Below are 22,036 nucleotides of genomic sequence, written 5' to 3' on the forward strand. Positions count from 1 at the left end.
AGTGTCGTGGATCAGCCGATCCCACCGCAAGCACAAAACAAAAAGGCCGCATGAAAACTCAAGAGTTCTCATGCGGCCTTTTCAGTACCGGACTAACGCTTACTCGGCTTTGGCCTTCGCAGAGCGCTTGTCCTCAACCGTCCACTTACCACCGTCGTAGTAAGCCTTCCAGCCGGTTGGTTTGCCGTCGACTTCGGTCTGCACATATTGCTCCTTGGTCTTGCGGCTGTAGCGGATCACCGCTGGCAGACCGTCAGGATCCTTCTGTGGCGCTTCGCACAGGAAGTGGTACTTCGGATCGATTTCGTCCTTGTGCGGCAGAATCTCGATCACCAGCGGAGCACGGGTCTCGCGGTTTTTCGGGAACTGACTGGCCGCCAGGAACAGACCGGACGCACCGTCGCGCAGGATATAGGTGTCGTTGACCTTTTCGCATTTCAGCTCAGGCATCTTCACCGGATCCATCTTCGGCGGCGCCGCATCACCGCTCTTGAGCAATTTGCGGGTGTTTTTGCACGTCGGGTTGGTGCAGCCGAAAAATTTGCCGAAACGGCCGGTCTTGAGCTGCATCTCGCTGCCGCACTTGTCGCATTCCAGGCTCGGACCTTCGTAGCCCTTGATGCGATAGCTGCCCTCTTCGATTTCGTAGCCGGCGCAATCCGGGTTGTTACCGCAGATGTGCAGCTTGCGCTTCTCGTCGAGCAGGTAGGCGTCCATCGCCGTGCTGCAGATCGGGCAGCGATGCTTGCCACGCAGTACCAGCGATTCAGACTCGCCTTCATCGTCCGCAGCAATCTCGTCGCCCGGCACCAGGTTGACGGTGGCCTTGCAGCGCTCTTTCGGCGGCAGGCTGTAACCCGAGCAGCCGAGGAATACACCGGTCGATGCGGTACGGATCTGCATCGGACGACCGCAGGTGGTGCACGGAATATCGGTCATGACCGGCTGGTTGGCACGCATGCCGCTTTCCGGGTTTTCGGCTACTTCGAGTTTCTTTTTGAAGTCGCCGTAGAACTCGTCCAGCACATTTTTCCAGTCGCGCTCGCCTTGAGCCACGTCATCGAGGTTCTCTTCCATGCCGGCGGTGAAGCCGTAGTCCATGAGGTTCGAGAAGCTCTCCGACAGACGCTCGGTGACAATGTCGCCCATCTTTTCCGAATAGAAACGACGGTTGTGCAGGGTCACGTAGCCGCGATCCTGAATGGTCGAAATAATCGCCGCGTAAGTGGAAGGACGACCGATGCCGCGCTTTTCCATTTCCTTCACCAGACTGGCTTCGGAGTAACGCGCCGGCGGTTTGGTGAAGTGCTGGGTCGGATCAAGCTTGATCAGCTTCATGACATCGCCCTGCGCCATATCAGGCAGAACGTCGTCATCGCCAGGTTTGGCAATCTGCGGCATCACGCGGGTGTAACCGTCAAACTTCAGGATACGACCCTTGGCGCGCAGCTCGAAATCACCCGCGCCGACACTGACAGTCGTCGACAGGTATTGCGCCGGCAGCATCTGGCAAGCAAGGAATTGGCGCCAGATCAGTTCGTAGAGACGCTCTGCATCGCGCTCCATGCCGGCAAGCTTGCTCGGAATGGTATTGGCGTCAGACGGACGAATCGCTTCGTGAGCCTCTTGTGCGCCTTCCTTGCTGCTGTAGACGTTTGGCGTTTCCGGCAGGTATTTCTTGCCGAACTCGTCTTCGATATAAGCGCGTGCCATCGTCACGGCATCTGCCGAGAGGTTGGTGGAGTCGGTACGCATATAAGTGATGTAGCCAGCCTCGTACAGACGCTGGGCCATCATCATGGTTTTCTTCACGCCGAAGCCCAGGCGGTTGCTCGCAGCCTGTTGCAGGGTAGACGTGATGAACGGCGCCGACGGCTTGCTGCTGGTCGGCTTGTCTTCGCGCTTGACGATGCTGTAGCTGGAAGACTTGAGCTTCTCCAGTGCGGCCATGGCCTGCGCTTCGTTCAGCGGCTTGAAGGCTTCGCCTTTCTCGCGAGCGACTTCGAAGCGCACGGTCGAGCCCTTGGTGGTGCCGAGATCGGCATGCACTTCCCAGTACTCTTCCGGATTGAACGCACGGATTTCACGCTCACGCTCGACCACCAGTTTCACGGCAACCGATTGCACACGACCGGCGGACAGGCCACGGGCGATCTTGGCCCACAGCAACGGCGAGACCATGTAGCCCACAACGCGGTCGAGGAAGCGACGCGCCTGCTGAGCATTGACACGATCGATGTCCAGCTCGCCCGGCTTGGAGAAGGCCTCCTGAATGGCCTTCTTGGTGATTTCGTTGAACACCACGCGCTTGTAGCGGCTGTCATCACCACCGATGGCTTCGCGCAGGTGCCATGCAATGGCTTCCCCCTCGCGATCCAAGTCGGTTGCGAGATAGATGGTGTCAGCATCCTTGGCGAGCCGGCGCAGCTCCTCGATCACCTTCTCTTTACCCGGAAGGATCTCGTACTTGGCCTTCCAGCCATGATCGGGATCGACACCCATACGCGAGACCAGCTGCTTGCGCGCTTTCTCTTTCGGCGTAAGCACCGGACCTTCGCCTGCGGCAGCCTTGCCGCGCTTGGCGGCTGGCTCTTTGCTGGCGCTAGCCGAACCGCTGGTGGGCAGGTCTCGGATATGGCCGATACTCGACTTCACCACGTATTGGTTACCCAGATACTTGTTGATGGTCTTGGCCTTAGCCGGGGATTCCACAATGACCAGCGATTTGCCCATGGATCAGAAAATTCCTGAATTCTAGAAGTGAAAGGCGGTTGGCGCCTGACGCGGCACCGCTATATATAGTTGATACAAGGTGAGGTCAAGCACAGGGTTCTGTGCGCACTCGCCTTATGCCTTGGAAAAAAGGCTCGGTTCGGCTTGCACCAAAGCAAAGCGTGGCACTTGCTCGCCGTCAACCTCGACCGACTCGAGAAACATGCTCAAGGGACGCACCCAAAAGCCGTAATCGCCATACAGGGCTTGGTAAAAGACCACTTCTTCTTCGGTCTCGGAATGCCGCGCAACACTGAATACACGGTACTGCGGACCTTTGTAATGTTGGTAGAGCCCAGGTTGTATCGGCACGCTTCGGCCCTCACTCAAATTTTTTCAAAATAAAAACAAAATAAATCCGCAAAAACAAAAACCGGGGCACTTGGCCCCGGCTTCCATCGACGAGACGCTTAAACGCGTTCGAAGACGGTGGAGATGCCTTGGCCGAGACCAATGCACATAGTGGCCACACCGAAGGTGCCGCTATTCTGCTTCATCACGTTCAGCAAGGTGCCGGAGATACGGGCACCGGAGCAACCGAACGGGTGACCCAGGGCGATCGCGCCGCCGTGCAGGTTAACCTTCTCGTTCATCTTGTCGAGCACTTTCAGATCTTTCAGCACTGGCAGAGCCTGTGCGGCGAAAGCTTCGTTGAGTTCGAAGAAGTCGATATCGTTGATGCCAAGGCCCGCACGCTTCAGGGCTTTTTGTGTTGCCGGAACTGGACCATAGCCCATGATTGCCGGATCCACACCCGCCACTGCCATCGAACGGATCACCGCCATTGGCTGGATACCCAGGTCCTGCGCACGCTGCGCCGACATCACGATCATGCACGAAGCACCATCGGTAATCTGCGACGAAGTACCGGCAGTCACGGTGCCGCCCTTTGGATTGAAGGCAGGCTTGAGGGCCGCCAGGCTTTCCAGGGTGGTTTCCGGACGAATGGTTTCGTCGTAGTCGAACAGTTTCAGGAAACCGTTCTCGTCGTAGCCTTGCATCGGGATGATTTCGTCTTTGAACTTGCCTTCCACAGTCGCCTTGTGAGCCAACTGGTGGGAACGCACGCCAAAGGCGTCCTGCTGTTCGCGGGTGATGCCGTGCATTTTGCCCAGCATTTCAGCGGTCAGGCCCATCATGCCCGAGGCTTTCGCCGCGTACAGAGACATGTGCGGGTTCGGATCGACACCGTGCATCATGCTCACGTGCCCCATATGCTCGACGCCGCCAACCACGAAGACGTCACCGTTACCGGTCATGATCGCTTGCGCAGCAGTGTGCAGAGCGCTCATCGAGGAGCCGCACAGACGGCTCACGGTCTGGCCGGCCGAGGTGTGCGGGATCTGGGTCATCAGCGACGCCATGCGCGCAATGTTCCAGCCTTGCTCCAGGGTCTGGTTCACACAGCCCCAGATCACGTCCTCGACTTCAGCAGGATCGACCTTGGCATTGCGTTCCAGCAGTTTGCTGATCAGGTGCGCCGACATGTCTTCGGCGCGGGTGTTGCGGTGCATGCCGCCCTTGGAGCGGCCCATCGGAGTACGACCGAAGTCGACAATCACGACGTCTCTAGGATTCAAGCTCATAAGTTCACTCTCACTCTAGTTGGGGGCGCTTAACCGAAGAAGCTCTGGCCGTTTTTGGCCATTTCGCGCAGCTTCGCGGTCGGGTGGTACAGCGCGCCCAAATCAGCGTACTGGTCAGCCAGGGCAACGAACTCGGCAACACCGATCGAATCGATGTAGCGCAGCGCACCGCCACGGAATGGAGGGAAACCGATACCGTAGACCAGACCCATGTCGGCTTCGGCGGCGGTTTCAACGATGCCGTCTTCCAGGCAGCGCACGGTTTCCAGGCACAGCGGGATCATCATCCAGTTGATGATGTCTTCGTCAGTGACTTCACGTTGCTCGTAGACGATCGGCTTGAGCACTTCCAGAACCGATGGATCGGCAACTTTCTTTTGCTTGCCTTTCTTGTCGGCCTCGTAGGCGTAGAAACCCTTGCCATTTTTCTGACCCAGGCGTTTGGCTTCGTACAGCACGTCGATGGCCGAACGGCGGTCATCCTTCATGCGATCCGGGAAGCCTTCAGCCATCACGTCACGACCGTGGTGACCGGTGTCGATGCCGACCACGTCCATCAGGTAGGCAGGGCCCATCGGCCAGCCGAATTTTTCCATGACCTTGTCGATACGGACGAAGTCCACACCGGCGCTGACCAGTTTGGCGAAACCACCGAAGTACGGGAACAGTACGCGGTTGACCAGGAAGCCCGGGCAGTCGTTGACGACGATCGGGTTCTTGCCCATTTTCTTGGCGTAGGCAACGGTGGTGGCAACAGCCAGCTCGCTGGACTTTTCGCCACGAATTACTTCCACCAGCGGCATCATGTGCACCGGGTTGAAGAAGTGCATGCCGACGAAGTTTTCCGGACGCTTGAGGGCCTTGGCCAGCAGGCTGATGGAAATGGTCGAGGTGTTGGATGCGAGGATGGTGTCCTCTTTGACCTGAGCTTCGACTTCAGCCAGCACAGCTTGCTTGACCTTCGGGTTCTCGACGACAGCTTCGACCACCAGATCGACGTGACCGAAGTCGCCGTAGGACAGGGTCGGACGAATGGCGTTGAGCACTTCAGCCATTTTCGCAGCGGTCATGCGACCTTTATCAACGCGGCCAACCAGCAGTTTGGCGGCTTCGGCCAGACCCTGTTCGATACCGTGCTCGTTGATATCCTTCATCAGGATCGGCGTGCCTTTGGAAGCCGACTGATAAGCGATACCGCCACCCATGATGCCGGCGCCCAACACGGCGGCCTGCTTCACGTCCTTGGCGATTTCGTCGTAGGCCTTGGCCTTTTTCTTCAGTTCCTGATCATTCAGGAACAGACCGATCAAGCTCTGCGCAGCAGAAGTCTTGGCCAGTTTCACGAAGCCTGCGGCCTCGATTTCCAGTGCTTTGTCACGACCGAAGTTCGCGGCTTTCTGGATGGTCTTGATCGCTTCAACCGGCGCCGGGTAGTTCGGGCCAGCCTGGCCGGCCACGAAACCTTTGGCGGTTTCGAAAGCCATCATTTGCTCAATGGCGTTCAGCTTGAGTTTTTCCAGCTTCGGCTGACGCTTGGCCTTGTAGTCGAACTCGCCGGAGATAGCGCGCTTGATCAGTTCAAGGGCAGCTTCCTGCAACTTCTCGGGAGCAACCACGGCGTCGACTGCACTGACTTTCAGGGCGTCTTCAGGACGGTTTTCCTTGCCAGCGGCAATCCACTCGATCGCGTTGTCGACACCGATCAGGCGCGGCAGACGCACGGTGCCGCCGAAGCCTGGATAGATGCCAAGTTTGACTTCCGGCAGACCGATCTTGGCCTTGGTGGACATGACGCGATAGTCAGCTGCCAGGCACATTTCGAGACCGCCGCCGAGGGCGATGCCATTGATGGCCGCTACGGTCGGAACGTTGAGGTCTTCGAAATCGCTGAAGATCTTGTTGGCTTCGAGATTGCCAGCAACCAGCTCGGCATCCGGCAGCTTGAAGTTGTCGACAAATTCGGTGATGTCGGCGCCGACGATGAACACGTCCTTGCCACTGCTGACGATCACGCCTTTGATCGAAGCATCTGCCTTGATGGTGTCTACGGCCTGACGCAGCTCGTTCAGGGTAAGACGGTTGAACTTGTTGACGGACTCACCCTTGAGGTCGAATTTCAATTCGACGATGCCACTTTCAAGAGCTTTAACCGTGATGGCTTTACCTTCGTAAATCATCAACTGATCTCCACGATATGGAAGCTGAACAGTACACGTCGGACGCAGGCGAATGACTCGGCAGGACGCTTTTTCGTCGATGCTGTCGCCAATCCACCCGGCACACCCGCCAACGCGATAGTCGGGATTCTGTAGGAGCAGTCTGTAAGACAAACGCTCAATTCATACGCCCGTTTGATTTGGGTACGTCACCTTCACGGAATTTCCGACAATTGTCAATCGCCCAAAATATGGGTTGAAATGCGACTTTGCGGTCATTTCCGTACCACGAAGACCCGCAACATGCGTCTGCATGTGAGGCCATTCATAGAATCAATAGTTAGAAAAGTCGCCCCAATTCGCAACGAGCCCTGTTTAACAGGCTACGCTGGCTGGGACTACAGAGAAAGTGTGATTGCCGCTTCACGGCGACCACCATCAAATGAGTTTCCGGCCTGCCTGGCCAACCCCAGCCCGATGAATCATGTCGGGCTTTTTATTGCTCGTCTGCCGGACGTTTCGCACCGTTGCAGTGCGAAAAATCCGCGAGTCACGCCAGCGCTTTCAGTGTGGCGTCAATATCCTGCAAAACCGAGGCTTCGCCCTTCTCGCCCCAATACAAGGCGATCATCTGCTTGTCTGCTTCGACCTTGAAGACATTGTCCGGCAATCTTTCGAAATAATTGAGCAGCGCCCGATCCTCGCAGACCTCCTGCCATTGATTGACCCACACTTCTGGCGATTTCTGCCAGTACGCCCAGCACGCCGGTTGCTTGCCAAGGCGCGGCCGATGGTACTGCGCGCACGGGTTCGGTGGTTCCTGCGACAGCCAGTGCGGCCATTCCTGGGGCGCCAGCTGCATGGCCAGCCCGATGCGTCGCGCCTCCATGCGCAGGGCGATGCGGCCGCTCTGCGCGCGCGATGGGCGCAGCCACGCCAGCGGACTCAAAACCACCAGCAGGATTGACACCACTATCCAGACCGTCATATCTGTACTCCCGAATCTTCATGAGCCCATTGCGTCACTTTGGAACCAATGCGCTTGAAACCAGCCATACTTAACAATATTGAACCCTTACAAGGAGCGCCTCATGCCCTACCACCACATCCTGGTCGCCGTAGACCTGACTGAAGAGTGCGACCCTGTCATCCACCGTGCCCGAGAGCTGTCGGTGAGCAATGGCGCCAAGCTGTCGCTGGTGCACATTGTCGAACCGATGGCCATGGCGTTCGGCGGCGACGTGCCGATGGACCTGTCACAACTGCAACAGCAGCAGTTCGATCAGGCCAAGGAACGCCTTGAGCGCCTGAAACTCAAGTATTCCGAACTCGAAGGCGCCAACTGCCACTTGACCTACGGCCAGCCGCGCCAGGAAATCCACCATTTCGCCAAGGAACAGCAATGCGATCTGATCGTGGTTGGCAGCCACGGCCGGCATGGCCTGGCGCTATTGCTTGGCTCGACCGCCAACGATGTGCTGCACGGTGCGCCTTGTGATGTGCTGGCGGTGCACCTGGTCAAACGCTGATCCCTTCGCCGACTCCTGCAAAAAGCCCGGCCTCACGCGAATGAGGCCGGGCTTTTTTATTGCCGGATCAATCAGGCATCCAGCTCCGCCCAACGCTCCACCAGAACATCCAGCTCAGCCTGCAACTGCTCAAGCGAGGCAATCACCTTGGCGGTCTCGGCCGCAGGACGCTGATAGAAACCGGCGTCGGCCATTTCAGCCTCAACAGCAGCAATCTGCTGCTCCTTGGCATCGATGTCACCCGGCAGCGCTTCCAGCTCGCGTTGCAGCTTGTAGCTCAGCTTTTTCTTGGCCGCCGGTGCAGCGGCACCCGGTGCTGCCACGGTCGCCGGTTCAGCAGTCACCACCGCCGAATTCAGGTCAGCCTTGCCCGACTTGCTTTCGGTCACGCCCAACAGACGCGGCGAACCGCCCTGACGAATCCAGTCCTGATAACCGCCGACGTATTCACGCACCTTGCCTTCACCTTCGAAGACCAGTGTGCTGGTAACGACGTTGTCGAGGAATGCCCGGTCGTGGCTGACCATCAGCACGGTGCCGTTGAAGGTCAGCAGCACTTCCTCGAGCAGCTCGAGGGTTTCCACGTCGAGATCGTTGGTCGGTTCGTCGAGCACCAGCAGGTTTGCCGGTTTGCTGAACAGTTTCGCCAGCAGCAAGCGCGCACGCTCACCACCCGACAACGCCTTGACCGGCGTGCGGGCACGCTGCGGGCTGAACAGGAAATCGCCGAGGTAGCTCAGCACGTGGCGGCTCTGGCCGTCGATATCGATGAAGTCGCGACCTTCGGCGACGTTGTCGATAACGGTTTTCTCCAGATCCAGTTGATGGCGCAACTGGTCGAAGTAGGCCACGTCGATGCGCGTGCCCTCTTCGACTTTGCCGCTGGTCGGTTGCAGGCCGTTGAGCATCAGTTTGAGCAAGGTGGTCTTGCCGGTACCGTTGGCGCCAAGCAAACCGATACGGTCGCCGCGCTGCAGGACCATCGAGAAGTCCTTGATCAGGAACGGGCCGTCCGGGTGATGGAAGCTGACATTTTCCAGCACCATCACTTGCTTGCCGGACTTGTCGGCAGTTTCCAGCTGGATATTGGCCTTGCCGGTGCGCTCGCGACGTTCGCTGCGCTCTACGCGCAAAGCTTTCAATGCACGTACGCGACCTTCGTTACGGGTGCGGCGCGCCTTGATGCCCTGACGGATCCACACTTCTTCCTGAGCCAGACGCTTGTCGAACAACGCGTTAGCGGTTTCTTCAGCGGCCAGCGCGGCTTCTTTGTGCACCAGGAAGCTGGCGTAGTCGCCGTTCCAGTCGATCAGGCCGCCGCGATCCAGTTCCAGAATGCGGGTAGCGAGGTTCTGCAGGAAGGAACGGTCGTGCGTGATGAACAGCACGGCGCCCTGGAAATCCTTCAGCGCTTCTTCGAGCCAGGCAATCGCACCGATGTCCAGGTGGTTGGTCGGTTCGTCGAGCAGCAGCAGATCCGGCTCGGACACCAGCGCCTGTGCCAGAAGCACGCGACGACGCCAGCCGCCGGACAACTCGGCGAGGGTCTTGTCGGCCGGCAGTTGCAGGCGACTCAGGGTGCTGTCGACCAGGGTCTGCAAGCGCCAGCCGTCACGGGCTTCGAGGTCCTGTTGAACGTGCATCAGCTTGTTCAGATCGGCGTCGGTGACGATGTTCTGGCTCAGGTGATGGTATTCGGCGAGCAAGGCGCCAACGCCGTCGAGGCCTTCAGCTACCACGTCGAACACGGTCCGCTCGTCGGCCACTGGCAATTCCTGCGGCAATTCGCCGATTTTCAGACCGGGGGCACGCCACACCGAGCCGTCATCGGGCTTCTGGTCGCCCTTGACCAGTTTCATCATGCTGGACTTGCCAGTGCCGTTGCGGCCGATGATGCACACCCGCTCACCACGGGCGATCTGCCAGGACACCTTGTCCAACAACGGCATCGCGCCGAATGCAAGGGACACATCGCTGAATTTGAGCAGGGTCATGAGCTTCTCCAAAAACCGGGCGCGCATTCTACCTGACTTAGGGCTTCAGCAGGCCGGCAATTTGTCTGTCGAAGCACTCTGCACAACATTTGTTGCGAACTTGTGCTGCGAGGCCGGCAAAGCTTTCGCCGCTTGCTGGCAAAAGGCTAAGCTACAGACAATTCAGTGCTGATTCAGGTCGGCACTTGTCATGATTTCTCTGCCCGGATGTCTCATGCGCAGTCGCCTTCTCAGTGTTTTGTCCTGTTTGCTACTTACCGCCACTGCCGTTCAATCCGCCCAGGCGGTGGATCTGTCGACCCAACGCCAGTATTACGATGAAGCCAAGCGCGCGCTGGCCAAGGGCGACACCGGCCCGTATTTCCGTTACAGCCAGGCGTTGGCCGATTATCCGCTCGAACCGTATCTGGCCTACGACGAACTGACCGCGCGCCTGAAAACCGCGAGCAACGCGGAAATCGAGAAATTCCTCGCCGAACACGGGGACCTGCCCCAAGCCAACTGGATGAAGCTGCGCTGGTTGCGCTGGCTCGCCGATCGCGGGGACTGGGCAACCTTCGTCAAATATTACGACCCGAAACTCAACTTCACTGAGCTGGACTGCCTTAATGCGCAGTACCAGATCAGCAGCGGTCACAAGGCTGAAGGCTATGCCAATGCCGACAAACTCTGGCTGACCGGCAAGTCGCAACCCGCGGCGTGTGACGCCCTGTTCGGCATCTGGGCGGCCGACGGCCAGCTCACCGAAAAGAAACGCTGGGAGCGCACCAAACTCGCCGCTCAGGCACGTAACTATCCGCTCGCCAACAGCCTGACCAACGGCCTCACCACCCTCGCGCCACGTGGTCGGTTGTTGGTGGATGTGGCGCAGAAACCGGAATTGCTCAATCAGCCGTCGCGCTTCACCCCGGCCGATGAGCCAATGTCCGATGTGGTCAGCCTCGGCCTGCGCCGCCTCGCCCGTCAGGACCCGGACAAGGCCATGGCGCTGCTCGACGGCTATGCCAGCAGCATGCACTTCTCCCGTGACGAGAAAGTCGCGATCGCCCGGGAAATCGGCCTGACCCTGGCCCGGCGTTTCGACAGCCGCGCGCTGGACGTAATGACCAAATACGACCCGGAGCTGCGGGACAACACTGTTTCCGAGTGGCGCCTGCGCCTGCTGCTGCGTCTGGCGCGCTGGGACGACGCTTATCAACTGACCAAACGTCTTCCACAAGATCTGGCCACCACCAATCGCTGGCGTTACTGGCAGGCCCGTAGCCTGGAGTTGGCAGAGCCGCAGAATCCGCAAGCGCAGACGCTGTACAAGAACCTCGCCCGCGAGCGTGATTTCTACGGATTCCTCGCTGCCGACCGTTCCCAATCGCCGTATTCACTGAACAATAAGCCTTTGGTGCTCAGTCAGGCACTGGTCAATAAGGTGCGCAACACGCCGGGCGTGCGCCGTGCGCTGGAGTTCCACGCTCGCGGGCAGATCGTCGACGGGCGTCGCGAGTGGTATCACGTCAGCCGCCACTTCAACCGCGACGAAATGGTCGCCCAGGCGAAACTTGCCTATGACCTGAAGTGGTATTTCCCGGCGATCCGCACCATCAGTCAGGCGCAGTACTGGGACGATCTGGACATCCGCTTCCCGATGGCTCACCGCGAAACCCTCGTGCGCGAAGCCAAGGTTCGCGGCCTGCATTCGAGTTGGGTGTTCGCCATCACCCGTCAGGAAAGCGCCTTCATGGACGATGCCCGCTCCGGCGTCGGCGCCAGCGGCCTGATGCAATTGATGCCTGGCACTGCCAAAGAAACCGCACGCAAGTTCAGCATCCCGCTGGCCTCGCCGCAGCAAGTGCTGGATCCGGACAAGAACATCCAGCTCGGTGCCGCTTACCTGAGCCAGGTGCACAGCCAGTTCAACGGCAACCGCGTCCTCGCCTCCGCCGCCTACAACGCCGGCCCCGGCCGCGTGCGTCAATGGCTGCGCGGCGCTGATCACTTGAGTTTCGACGTGTGGGTGGAAAGCATTCCCTTCGACGAAACCCGTCAGTACGTGCAGAACGTGCTGTCTTATTCGGTGATCTACGGCCAGAAGCTCAACTCGCCGCAGCCGCTGGTGGATTGGCACGAGCGCTACTTCGACGATCAATAATCACACGGCTGATGCCGAGTAACGAAAAATGCCCGTATCGTGAGACACGGGCATTTTTTATGTGCACGACCTGATCGGTTGCTTAGTGAATGACAGGGTCGGTGACAGCATTCGTTGAAGCGCTTTTTCCATCGTTGAACTGCAAAGACGCCAGCCGCGCATACAGCGGATTGCTGACGATGAGTTCCTGATGGGTGCCAATGGCCACAAGTTTGCCCTGGTCCATCACCGCAATCCGGTCAGCGTTTTTCACCGTGGCCAGTCGATGCGCGATCACCAGCGTGGTGCGGTTCTCCATCAGACTTGGCAGAGCTTCCTGGATCAGATGCTCGCTTTGCGCATCAAGGGCGCTGGTGGCTTCATCCAGCAGCAGGATTGGCGCGTCGACCAGCAACGCACGGGCGATCGCCAGACGCTGACGCTGGCCGCCGGAAAGGCCGAGACCACCATCGCCGAGATGGGTCTGGTAACCGTTGGGCATTTTCTCGATGAAGTCGTGGGCATGGGCAATTCTTGCCGCTTGCTTGACCTGGTCCAGCGTCGCCCCCGGGTTGCCGTAGCGAATGTTCTCTTCAACGCTGCCAAAAAACAGTGCTGGCGACTGTGACACCAGGGCGAAGTGGCGGCGCAGATCCAACGGATCGAGACGGGTCAGCGGCACGCCATCGATGAGGATCCGTCCTTCCAGCGGGTCATAAAAGCGCAGCAGCAAGTCATACACCGTGGACTTGCCAGCTCCGGACGGCCCCACCAGCGCCAGCGTCTCTCCGGCGCGGACAGTCAGATTCAAGCCGTTAACGGCGTAGCTTTCAGGACGCGAGGGGTAGGAAAAACGCACATCCTGCAATTGCAGCTCACCGCGCACCCGCGCCGGCAAGGTCACAAGGCCCGTGGTCGGCGACTGGATGATGTTCTCCGAACGCAGCAATTCAGCGATGCGCTCGGCAGCGCCCGCAGCGCGTTGCAATTCGCCGATCACTTCGCTCAAAGTACCGATCGCACTGCCAACGATCAGGCTGTAAAAGACAAACGCCGCCAGTTCGCCGCCGGTGATCCGCCCGGCGATCACGTCCATGCCACCGACCCATAGCATCACTGCCACCGCGCCTAGCACCAGCACGATCACCATGGTAATCATCCATGAGCGCTGGAAAATGCGTTTGCGCGCGGTGTCGAAAGCGTCCTCCACCGTCGCCGAAAAGCGCTGTTCGTCCTGCACCTGATGGTTGTAGGCCTGCACGGTTTTGATCTGGCCGAGAGTTTCGGAAACGTAGCTGCCGATATCGGCAACCCGGTCCTGACTCAACCGCGAAAGATTGCGTACACGCCGACCGAAAATCAGAATCGGCGCCACCACGAACGGCAAGGCAATCACCACGATGCTGGTGAGTTTTGCGTTGGTCACGAACAGCAGGATGACGCCACCGATGACCATGAGCAGATTACGCAGGAACATCGACAGCGACGAACCGATCACCGATTGCAGCAGCGTGGTGTCGGCGGTCAACCGCGACTGGATCTCTGAACTGCGGTTGTTCTCGTAGAAGCCTGGGTGCAGATAAACCAGATGGTTGAACACCACGCGGCGAATATCGGCCACGACGCGTTCGCCAATCCAGGACACCCAGTAAAACCGCGCGAACGTACCGACAGCCAGCCCAAGCACCATCAACATGAAAATGCCGATGCTCTGATTAAGCTGGTGGGGCGACTGGGTCATGAAGCCCCGATCGACCAGCAGTTTGATCCCCTGCCCCATCGACAAGGTGACGGCGGCGGTGACGATCAGCGCCAGCAGCGCACCGATGACTTGCCAGCGGTAAGGGGCCAGAAATCGACTGGTCAGACGCAACGCGCGACGGTGCCTTGAAGAAAGCTTCGGGGTCATTCAGGTACGCATCCATGGTGATGAAAGGGCTAGCGTAAACCTTCTTTGGGGTGGAACTCTGTAAATCACAATGAGTCAGGTTAAATATGCCCCCAAAGACTAGGCCATAGTTGCTATTGGTCTAAAGTCCCGGTTGAGACGGGCGGTCATTTCTGTTTGAGTGGAGATGCCGCCGCCGACAGACCGCAGGGAGTTGTCACAGCCCGGTCACGTGGGGGTTTTAACCTAGGCGCACAACCTGATGAGGAGACAGGCCATGTCCTTGCAACACAGCAGCGAAGACAAGATTGAAGTGATCCGCACCAAGCCCGGCCAGACTCTGGGTTGCTCGATTATCGATAAGGACGGGCGTGAAGTACCGATCACTGAAGACATGATCCAGGACGCTTGCCGTGAACTGGAGAAGCGATTGGTCAAGCCTGCCGAACAAGAGTGATATAGCCACCGTCTTCCTGGCCCGGCCCCTTTGGCCGGGTTTTTTCTGGCTGCGGTTTGCCACTGCTGCGGGACTGTTGTAGCAGCTGTCGAGTGAAACGAGGCTGCGATCTTTTGACTTTGTTTTTTAAGAGCAAGATCAAAAGATCGCAGCCTTCGGCAGCTCCTAAAAGGGATCAGGTCAGATAGTGACTGCGCCCAGCGCCGCCACAATCTGCCGCAACCCCGGTGAATCCCCGTCGATCCGCACCTTCAGCCCTTCAATCTCGCGCCGGATCGGGTACTGCTTGCGCAACACATCAAATGCCGCACGCTGCTCACCGACATTACCTACAAGGCTGCGGCGAAAATCGGCATCATCCCGGCGCGGGTCGTACACGCCACGGCACAACATTGCCAACGCCCAGGCCGGATCGCTGTCGGCATGCAGGGTCACTTGCGACAACCATGGCGCCGGCAACAGATCACTGAGCTGGAGGCTGGCGGGCTGCCCGATGAATTCGCAGTACGCCTGATAAATCTGCGCGGTTCCACGCTGCTTGCCATCGAGGCTGTAGCCGGCAATGTGTGGCGTTGCCAGTACACAGAGATCGGCCAGCGCTACATCGACCTCGGGTTCGGCTTCCCAGACATCAAGCACCGCTTGCAGGTCTTCACGCGCTAGCAGCACTTTGCGCAGTGCGGCGTTATCCACCACCGGGCCACGCGCCGCGTTGATCAGCCATGCACCGGGTTTGAGTTGCTGTAACCGTTGTTGATCGAACAAGTGCCAGGTCGCACCGTCACCGCTGCGGGTCAACGGCGTGTGCAGGCTGATCACATCGCACTGCTCGATGATCTGCTCCAGGCTGACGTACTCGCCACCTTCGGCCGCCTGACGCGGCGGATCGCAGACCTTCACGTTCCAGCCCAGGCCCTTCAGGACGTTGACCAGTCGACCGCCCACCTCACCGGCGCCCACCACCCCGAACGTGCGTTGAGTCAGATCAACCCCTTCGATTTCGGCGAGGGTCAGCAGACTGCCGAGCACGTAATCGACCACGCCCCGGGCGTTGCAGCCTGGTGCACTGGACCAGGTAATCCCGGCCTCGGCGAAATACTCAAGATCCAGATGATCAGTGCCGATGGTGCAGGTGCCGACAAAGCGCACCTTGCTGCCTTCCAGCAACGCACGGCTGACAGTGGTCACTGAACGCACCAGCAACACGTCAGCCTGTTCGACCGTCGCACGGTCGATGGAGCGGCCCGGTATCCGGCGGATCTCACCGAAACCGGCAAAGAAGTCTTCGAGCAGCGGGATATTTTCGTCGGCAACAATCAGCATGGCGGGCTCCTGGGGCGGATCGGCAGTTTAGGTGCAGATGCACGGTTGGGCCAGCAAGCTTTGTGATTACAAATCCGCAACAGAGGATTTTTCCTGACCAAAGCGTCAGCGGCGTAGAATGCGGCGCCCTGCGCATCAACATCTGTGGACGCTTTTTCTGTGAATTCTGTAACTGACCAACCTGTCGCCGTCTCCCTGACCCGCCCCGCGCGGATCCGACTGGAGTTCAAAAACCTGCTCGCCCTGGCGTTGCCGATCATCATCGCGCAACTGGCAACCACGGCCATGGGCTTCGTTGATGCGGTGATGGCCGGTCGCGTCGGGCCGAAGGATCTGGCGGCAGTCGCACTGGGCAACTCGATCTGGGTGCCGGTGTTCCTGCTGATGACCGGCACCTTGCTGGCCACCACGCCGAAAGTCGCCCAGCGTTTCGGCGCTGGCACGCACAGCGAGATCGGCCCGCTGGTGCGTCAGGCGTTGTGGCTGGCGCTGGTGGTTGGCTTGATTGCCACCGCGATGCTGGTCGCCGCCGAACCGGTGCTGCACCTGATGAAGGTCGATCCGGAACTGATCGGCCCGTGCATGCAATACCTGCACGGCATCGCCAGCGGTCTGCCGGCGGTGGCGTTCTATCACGTGCTGCGCTGCACCAGTGACGGCATCGGTCGCACCCGCCCGGCCATGGTGCTGGGCCTGTGCGGGCTGGCGCTGAACATTCCGCTGAACTACATCTTCATCTATGGCCACTTTGGTGTGCCGGCCATGGGCGGCGTCGGCTGCGGTTGGGCCACGGCGATCGTGATGTGGGTGATGGCGCTGGGTCTGGCCGGTTATGAGCGCTGGGCCCCAGCCTATCGTTCGAGCGAACTGTTCAGCCGTTTCGACTGGCCGCAATGGGCGGTGATCAAACGTCTGCTGGCCATCGGTCTACCGATCGGCATCGCCGTTTTTGCCGAGTCGAGCATCTTCGCCGTAATCGCTCTACTGATCGGTAGCCTCGGTGCCACCGTGGTTGCCGGGCACCAGATCGCGCTGAACGTCAGCTCACTCGTGTTCATGATCCCCTACTCGTTAGGCATGGCCGTCACCGTGCGTGTCGGTCAGGCACTGGGCCGTGAAGAACCGCGCGAAGCACGTTTTGCCGCTGGCGTCGGCATGGGCGCGGCGCTGGCTTATGCCTGCTTGTCTGCAAGCATGATGTTGCTGCTGCGTGAGCCGATTGCGGCGATCTACACGGCTGATCCGACGGTGATTCACATCGCGGCGATGCTGATCGTGTATTCGGCGCTGTTCCAGTTTTCCGACGCGATTCAGGTCACCGCTGCCGGCGCCCTGCGCGGTTATCAGGACACTCGCGTGACGATGATCCTGACTTTGTTCGCGTATTGGGGCATCGGTCTGCCGGTGGGTTACGCCCTTGGTCTGACCGACTGGCTCGGTGAGCCTCGTGGCCCGAGCGGCTTGTGGCAGGGTTTGATCGTCGGCTTGAGTTGTGCGGCGCTGATGCTGTCGATCCGCCTGACCCGCAGCGCACGCAAACGCATTCGGATCAGTCGTACGCTGGGTTAAGCCCCATACGCAAGACAAACATGTGGGAGCGAGCCTGCTCGCGAAAGCGCTGTCTCAGTCAACATCAGCAGTGACTGGTACATCGTCTTCGCGAGCAGGCTCGCTCCCACAATTGGTTTTGCGTTTGGCCTGGAATTCAGGCTTGTTTCTTGCGAATCCAGTACAGATAAGTACCGGCCTCTTCGTGCTGCCCCACCAGTTCGTGGTCGAGAAACACACAGAACTTGGGAATATCGCGACGGGTCGAGGGATCGGTAGCGATCACCTTGAGCAGGCCACCGGGTGCCAGATCACGGATGTGCTGGTGCAGCATCATCACCGGTTCCGGGCAATTGAGGCCGGTGGCGTCGAGGGTGCCGTCGACCGGCGTGTCGATCATTTCACTCATGATTCACTCCTGAAACTTGCCGGCATTGTCGCGTATTGCCGGGTGTTCGGTCATCTTTTGGGCTTTTTCACATCGTGCCGGCGCAGATGGCAGGTCACTTCTTCGCGATCGTGATAGAGCTGCTTGCAGCCGATATCGACCTTGATCCCGCGCGCCTTGAACCCGTCAGCAATGCGTTCGAGCAAACGCTTCACTTCGGCATAGCGCTGCTTCATCGGCAGCTTGAGGTTGACCACCGCTTCGCGGCAATGGCCTTCGCCAATCCACTCTTCGAGCATCGCCGCGTTACGCGCCGGTTTCTCAACGATGTCGCAAACCATCCAGTCCACCGGTTGCTTGGGCTTGAAGGTGAAACCGTCGGCCATCAAGTGCTGCACCAACCCGGTGTCCATCAGGCTTTCGGCCATTGGGCCGTTATCAATGGCCGTTACCAGCATTCCGCGGTTGACCAGTTGCCAGGTCCAGCCCCCTGGCGCGGCGCCGAGGTCAACGCCGGTCATGTCGCTGTGCAAACGATCTTCCCACTGATCACGCGGGATAAAGTGGTGCCAGGCCTCTTCCAGTTTCAGCGTCGAACGGCTCGGCGCCTCACGCGGAAACTTCAAACGCGGAATGCCCATCGGCCACATCGCCGAGTTACCGGCGTCGGCCATGCCGAGAAACACTTCGCGGCCACTTTTGAAGGTCAGCAACAGACGCGGCTTGCTGGCGTCATCCACCAGTTTGCCGGCGCCAGTCAGAGCCTTGCGCAGTGGGCCTTCGAATTTCTTGCAGAAGTTCGACAGTTCCTTGCCGTCGTTGGTGTCGACGACTTCCAGCCACAGGCTGCCGCACACCGGGAAATCGGCCATGTGCGCGAGGATCACGCTGATGCGGTCGGTTTCCGGCAGATCGATGAAGACGCCACGCGCCCATTGGCGCGGGAAGATCAACTCGGCGAAACGCTGACCGCGCATCAGGCGCTCGGCGCCGTCTTCTTCGGTACAGACGAATTCGGCGCAGGCGGTGGCCGCTTTGGCTTTGGCGTAACCGGCCACGTCAAGTTGGGCGGCGAGGTCGGAAATTTCCGAACAGACTTCGCCTTCGAAGCCTGGCCGGCAATGCATGAATAGGGTGTTCATTCTGACTCCTGGGCAGAGGGCGGACATTCGGCCCCTGCGCGATGCTCAGGTTTTGCTTTGCAGCAAAGCCTGTCACGAAAACCGGCGCATGATAGCCGATGTCGGAACCTTGGTTCTCTTCATAGAGTCCAGTTATTAGCCAGCTAATGAAAACAGGGCTACGTTGATAGCTCTGCCCGTCCCCTCAATCCGTAGCCGTGCGGATTCAAAGGAGTGATCGTAATGCCGTCCCTCGATAGTCTGAAGACCCTTAAAACCTTACAAATCGACGACAAGACCTACCACTATTTCAGCCTGCCCGATGCTGCCAAGAGCCTTGGCAATATCGACCAGTTGCCGATGTCGCTGAAAGTCCTGCTGGAAAACCTGCTGCGCTGGGAGGACGAAAAAACCGTTACCGGCGCCGATCTCCGGGCAATCGCCGCATGGCTCAAGGAGCGTCGCTCCGACCGCGAGATCCAGTACCGCCCGGCCCGTGTGCTGATGCAGGACTTTACCGGCGTACCGGCGGTGGTCGACCTCGCCGCGATGCGCGCCGCCATGGCCAAGGCCGGCGGCGATCCGCAGCGAATCAATCCGTTGTCGCCGGTGGACTTGGTGATCGACCACTCAGTGATGGTCGACAAATTCGCCACCGCCAGCGCGTTCGAACAGAACGTCGACATCGAGATGCAGCGCAACGGCGAACGTTACGCGTTCCTGCGCTGGGGCCAGAGTGCTTTCGACAACTTCAGCGTGGTGCCGCCGGGCACAGGGATTTGCCATCAGGTCAACCTCGAATACCTCGGCCGCACCGTGTGGACCAAGGATGAAGATGGCCGCACCTATGCCTTCCCCGATACCCTGGTCGGCACCGACTCCCACACCACCATGATCAACGGCCTCGGCGTACTCGGCTGGGGCGTCGGCGGCATCGAAGCGGAGGCGGCGATGCTCGGGCAACCGGTGTCGATGCTGATCCCTGAAGTGATCGGCTTCAAACTCACCGGCAAGCTCAAGGAAGGCATCACCGCCACCGACCTGGTGCTGACCGTGACACAGATGCTGCGCAAGAAAGGTGTGGTCGGCAAATTTGTCGAGTTCTATGGCGATGGCCTCGCCGAACTGCCACTCGCCGACCGCGCGACCATCGCCAACATGGCCCCGGAATACGGCGCGACGTGCGGTTTCTTCCCGGTCGATGACGTCACGCTGGATTACCTGCGCCTGTCCGGGCGACCACCGGAAGTGGTGAAACTGGTCGAGGCCTACACCAAGGCTCAGGGCTTGTGGCGCCTGCCCGGCCAGGAGCCAGTGTTCACTGACAGCCTTTCGCTCGACATGGGCAGCGTCGAAGCCAGTCTGGCCGGGCCGAAACGCCCGCAGGATCGCGTTTCACTGCCCAATGTCGCCCAAGCCTTCAGCGACTTCCTCGACCTGCAATTCAAACCCACCAGCAAAGAAGAAGGCCGTCTGGAAAGTGAAGGTGGCGGCGGCGTCGCCGTGGGCAATGCCGATCTGGTCGGCGAGACCGAGTACGAATACGAAGGCCACACCTATCGCCTGAAAAACGGCGCCGTGGTCATCGCCGCGATCACCTCTTGCACCAACACATCCAACCCGAGCGTGATGATGGCCGCCGGGCTGTTGGCGAAAAAAGCCGTGGAGAAAGGCCTGACCCGTAAACCGTGGGTGAAGAGCTCGCTGGCGCCAGGCTCGAAAGTGGTCACCGACTACTACAAGGCTGCCGGGCTCACGCAGTATCTCGATCAGCTCGGCTTTTCGCTGGTCGGCTATGGCTGCACCACGTGTATCGGCAACTCCGGGCCGTTGCCGGAGCCGATCGAGAAAGCCATTCAAAACGCTGATCTTGCCGTCGCCTCAGTACTCTCCGGCAACCGCAACTTTGAAGGCCGCGTGCATCCTTTGGTGAAAACCAACTGGCTGGCCTCGCCACCGTTGGTGGTGGCTTATGCCTTGGCCGGGACTGTGCGTACCGATATCAGCAGCGAACCGCTGGGTAATGATCAACAGGGCAATCCGGTGTACTTGCGCGATATCTGGCCAAGCAGCAAGGAAATCGCCGACGCGGTGAACCAGGTCAGCACGGCGATGTTCCACAAGGAATACGCCGAAGTGTTTGCCGGTGACGAACAGTGGCAAGCCATCGAGGTGCCGCAAGCGGCGACGTATGTGTGGCAGGACGACTCGACTTACATCCAGCATCCGCCGTTTTTCGACGACATTTCCGGCCCGCTGCCAGAGATCAAGGATGTGAAGGGTGCACGGGGGCTGGCTCTGCTCGGCGACTCGGTGACCACCGATCACATCTCCCCTGCCGGTAACATCAAGGCTGACAGCCCGGCCGGACGCTATCTGCGGGAAAAAGGCGTGGAGCCGCGCGACTTCAACTCTTATGGCTCACGTCGCGGCAACCACGAAGTGATGATGCGCGGCACCTTCGCCAACATTCGCATCCGCAACGAAATGCTCGGCGGTGAAGAAGGTGGTAACACGATCTACATCCCCACCGGCGAGAAACTGCCGATCTATGACGCGGCCATGCGCTATCAGGCATCGGGGACACCACTGGTGGTGATCGCGGGGCAAGAATATGGCACCGGCTCCAGTCGCGACTGGGCTGCCAAAGGCACCAACCTGCTGGGCGTCAAAGCGGTGATCGCCGAGAGCTTCGAGCGCATCCACCGTTCCAACCTGGTGGGCATGGGTGTGCTGCCCCTGCAGTTCAAGCTGGACCAGAACCGCAAAAGCCTGCACCTGACCGGCAAGGAAACATTCGATATTCAAGGCTTGACCGGCGTCGAACTGGCACCGCGGATGAACCTGACCTTGGTGATTACCCGTGAGGACGGGCATCAGGAGAAAATCGAGGTGCTGTGCCGGATCGATACCTTGAATGAGGTGGAGTACTTCAAGTCGGGGGGGATTCTGCACTATGTCCTGCGACAGTTGATTGCCTCATAAAGACGCAAAAACAACTGTAGGAGCTGCCGCAGGCTGCGATCTTTTGATCTTGATCTTAAAAACCAACATCAAAAAATCGCAGCCTGCGGCAGCTCCTAGATTGATTGAGAGCGGCACCAAAGTTTTCTACAGGCGAAAAAAAACCCGCCGAAGCGGGTTTTCCCAAG

Annotated in this window: 15 protein-coding genes; 5 read left to right on the plus strand and 10 right to left on the minus strand. The window is 59.3% G+C overall.

Features of this window, described 5'->3' with window-relative positions; all coding sequences use genetic code 11:
• Nucleotides 1-99 precede the first annotated feature (99 nt).
• The 5 genes from topA to CKW18_RS12895 form a co-directional block, all read right to left on the minus strand.
• The gene (gene topA, locus CKW18_RS12870) at nucleotides 100-2,733 is read right to left on the minus strand and encodes a type I DNA topoisomerase (RefSeq protein WP_095189147.1); all 2,634 of its coding nucleotides are present in this window, start codon (nucleotides 2,731-2,733) and stop codon (nucleotides 100-102) included.
• Nucleotides 2,734-2,847: 114 nt separating this feature from the next.
• The gene (locus tag CKW18_RS12875) at nucleotides 2,848-3,084 is read right to left on the minus strand and encodes a DUF1653 domain-containing protein (protein ID WP_007910467.1); all 237 of its coding nucleotides are present in this window, start codon (nucleotides 3,082-3,084) and stop codon (nucleotides 2,848-2,850) included.
• Between the two features lie 98 nt (nucleotides 3,085-3,182).
• Nucleotides 3,183-4,358, minus strand: coding sequence for an acetyl-CoA C-acyltransferase FadA (fadA, locus tag CKW18_RS12880; protein ID WP_007910465.1), 1,176 nt, complete (start codon nucleotides 4,356-4,358; stop codon nucleotides 3,183-3,185).
• Between the two features lie 29 nt (nucleotides 4,359-4,387).
• Nucleotides 4,388-6,535 carry a fatty acid oxidation complex subunit alpha FadB gene (gene fadB / locus CKW18_RS12885; RefSeq protein ID WP_095189148.1) on the minus strand — a complete coding sequence of 716 codons (2,148 nt, stop codon included), beginning with the start codon at nucleotides 6,533-6,535 and terminating at the stop codon, nucleotides 4,388-4,390.
• Between the two features lie 529 nt (nucleotides 6,536-7,064).
• Nucleotides 7,065-7,502 carry a hypothetical protein gene (locus CKW18_RS12895; protein ID WP_095189149.1) on the minus strand — a complete coding sequence of 146 codons (438 nt, stop codon included), beginning with the start codon at nucleotides 7,500-7,502 and terminating at the stop codon, nucleotides 7,065-7,067.
• A gap of 103 nt (nucleotides 7,503-7,605) precedes the next feature.
• On the opposite strand from CKW18_RS12895, the gene CKW18_RS12900 reads away from it, so the two are divergent.
• Nucleotides 7,606-8,043 carry a universal stress protein gene (locus CKW18_RS12900; RefSeq protein ID WP_093433662.1) on the plus strand — a complete coding sequence of 146 codons (438 nt, stop codon included), beginning with the start codon at nucleotides 7,606-7,608 and terminating at the stop codon, nucleotides 8,041-8,043.
• 71 nt (nucleotides 8,044-8,114) lie between these two features.
• On the opposite strand, the gene CKW18_RS12905 is transcribed toward CKW18_RS12900, so the two are convergent.
• Entirely contained in the window at nucleotides 8,115-10,037 is a 1,923-nt protein-coding gene (locus tag CKW18_RS12905) for an ATP-binding cassette domain-containing protein (RefSeq protein ID WP_095189150.1), read from the minus strand.
• Nucleotides 10,038-10,251: 214 nt separating this feature from the next.
• Here CKW18_RS12905 and CKW18_RS12910 point away from each other — a divergent pair, with 214 nt between their 5' ends.
• Nucleotides 10,252-12,180, plus strand: coding sequence for a transglycosylase SLT domain-containing protein (locus CKW18_RS12910; protein WP_095189151.1), 1,929 nt, complete (start codon nucleotides 10,252-10,254; stop codon nucleotides 12,178-12,180).
• Between the two features lie 82 nt (nucleotides 12,181-12,262).
• Here the strand turns inward: CKW18_RS12910 and CKW18_RS12915 are convergent, their stop codons facing one another.
• On the minus strand, nucleotides 12,263-14,068 hold the full coding sequence (locus tag CKW18_RS12915; protein WP_095189152.1) for an ABC transporter transmembrane domain-containing protein: 1,806 nt from the start codon (nucleotides 14,066-14,068) through the stop codon (nucleotides 12,263-12,265).
• Between the two features lie 256 nt (nucleotides 14,069-14,324).
• On the opposite strand from CKW18_RS12915, the gene CKW18_RS12920 reads away from it, so the two are divergent.
• Nucleotides 14,325-14,504 carry a PA1571 family protein gene (locus tag CKW18_RS12920; protein WP_095189153.1) on the plus strand — a complete coding sequence of 60 codons (180 nt, stop codon included), beginning with the start codon at nucleotides 14,325-14,327 and terminating at the stop codon, nucleotides 14,502-14,504.
• 180 nt (nucleotides 14,505-14,684) lie between these two features.
• Here CKW18_RS12920 and pdxB read toward each other — a convergent pair whose 3' ends face one another.
• A complete protein-coding gene (gene pdxB / locus CKW18_RS12925) occupies nucleotides 14,685-15,827 on the minus strand; it encodes a 4-phosphoerythronate dehydrogenase PdxB (RefSeq protein ID WP_095189154.1) in 1,143 nt (380 codons plus the stop codon).
• 159 nt (nucleotides 15,828-15,986) lie between these two features.
• On the opposite strand from pdxB, the gene CKW18_RS12930 reads away from it, so the two are divergent.
• Complete coding sequence (locus CKW18_RS12930) at nucleotides 15,987-17,396, plus strand: MATE family efflux transporter (RefSeq protein ID WP_095189155.1); 1,410 nt, start codon at nucleotides 15,987-15,989, stop codon at nucleotides 17,394-17,396.
• Between the two features lie 136 nt (nucleotides 17,397-17,532).
• On the opposite strand, the gene tusA is transcribed toward CKW18_RS12930, so the two are convergent.
• The gene (gene tusA, locus CKW18_RS12935; RefSeq protein ID WP_095189156.1) at nucleotides 17,533-17,784 is read right to left on the minus strand and encodes a sulfurtransferase TusA; all 252 of its coding nucleotides are present in this window, start codon (nucleotides 17,782-17,784) and stop codon (nucleotides 17,533-17,535) included.
• A gap of 50 nt (nucleotides 17,785-17,834) precedes the next feature.
• The gene (gene rlmM, locus CKW18_RS12940; protein WP_095189157.1) at nucleotides 17,835-18,905 is read right to left on the minus strand and encodes a 23S rRNA (cytidine(2498)-2'-O)-methyltransferase RlmM; all 1,071 of its coding nucleotides are present in this window, start codon (nucleotides 18,903-18,905) and stop codon (nucleotides 17,835-17,837) included.
• Between the two features lie 222 nt (nucleotides 18,906-19,127).
• Between rlmM and acnA the strand changes: the two genes are divergently transcribed.
• Nucleotides 19,128-21,869, plus strand: coding sequence for an aconitate hydratase AcnA (acnA, locus tag CKW18_RS12945; protein ID WP_095189158.1), 2,742 nt, complete (start codon nucleotides 19,128-19,130; stop codon nucleotides 21,867-21,869).
• The last annotated feature ends 167 nt before the right edge of the window (nucleotides 21,870-22,036 follow it).

The organism is Pseudomonas sp. Irchel 3E19, assembly GCF_900187585.1.
Classification (GTDB): domain Bacteria; phylum Pseudomonadota; class Gammaproteobacteria; order Pseudomonadales; family Pseudomonadaceae; genus Aquipseudomonas; species Aquipseudomonas baetica.

What these genes read in the sequence shown, in the direction of transcription:
- CKW18_RS12910 (WP_095189151.1), top strand. Translation starts at nt 10,252, where the DNA reads ATGCGCAGTCGCCTTCTCAGTGTTTTGTCCTGTTTGCTACTTACCGCC.
- CKW18_RS12905 (WP_095189150.1), bottom strand. Translation starts at nt 10,037, where the DNA reads ATGACCCTGCTCAAATTCAGCGATGTGTCCCTTGCATTCGGCGCGATG.
- tusA (WP_095189156.1), bottom strand. Translation starts at nt 17,784, where the DNA reads ATGAGTGAAATGATCGACACGCCGGTCGACGGCACCCTCGACGCCACC.
- CKW18_RS12920 (WP_095189153.1), top strand. Translation starts at nt 14,325, where the DNA reads ATGTCCTTGCAACACAGCAGCGAAGACAAGATTGAAGTGATCCGCACC.
- acnA (WP_095189158.1), top strand. Translation starts at nt 19,128, where the DNA reads ATGCCGTCCCTCGATAGTCTGAAGACCCTTAAAACCTTACAAATCGAC.
- pdxB (WP_095189154.1), bottom strand. Translation starts at nt 15,827, where the DNA reads ATGCTGATTGTTGCCGACGAAAATATCCCGCTGCTCGAAGACTTCTTT.
- fadB (WP_095189148.1), bottom strand. Translation starts at nt 6,535, where the DNA reads ATGATTTACGAAGGTAAAGCCATCACGGTTAAAGCTCTTGAAAGTGGC.
- CKW18_RS12900 (WP_093433662.1), top strand. Translation starts at nt 7,606, where the DNA reads ATGCCCTACCACCACATCCTGGTCGCCGTAGACCTGACTGAAGAGTGC.
- fadA (WP_007910465.1), bottom strand. Translation starts at nt 4,358, where the DNA reads ATGAGCTTGAATCCTAGAGACGTCGTGATTGTCGACTTCGGTCGTACT.
- rlmM (WP_095189157.1), bottom strand. Translation starts at nt 18,905, where the DNA reads ATGAACACCCTATTCATGCATTGCCGGCCAGGCTTCGAAGGCGAAGTC.
- CKW18_RS12915 (WP_095189152.1), bottom strand. Translation starts at nt 14,068, where the DNA reads ATGACCCCGAAGCTTTCTTCAAGGCACCGTCGCGCGTTGCGTCTGACC.
- CKW18_RS12895 (WP_095189149.1), bottom strand. Translation starts at nt 7,502, where the DNA reads ATGACGGTCTGGATAGTGGTGTCAATCCTGCTGGTGGTTTTGAGTCCG.
- topA (WP_095189147.1), bottom strand. Translation starts at nt 2,733, where the DNA reads ATGGGCAAATCGCTGGTCATTGTGGAATCCCCGGCTAAGGCCAAGACC.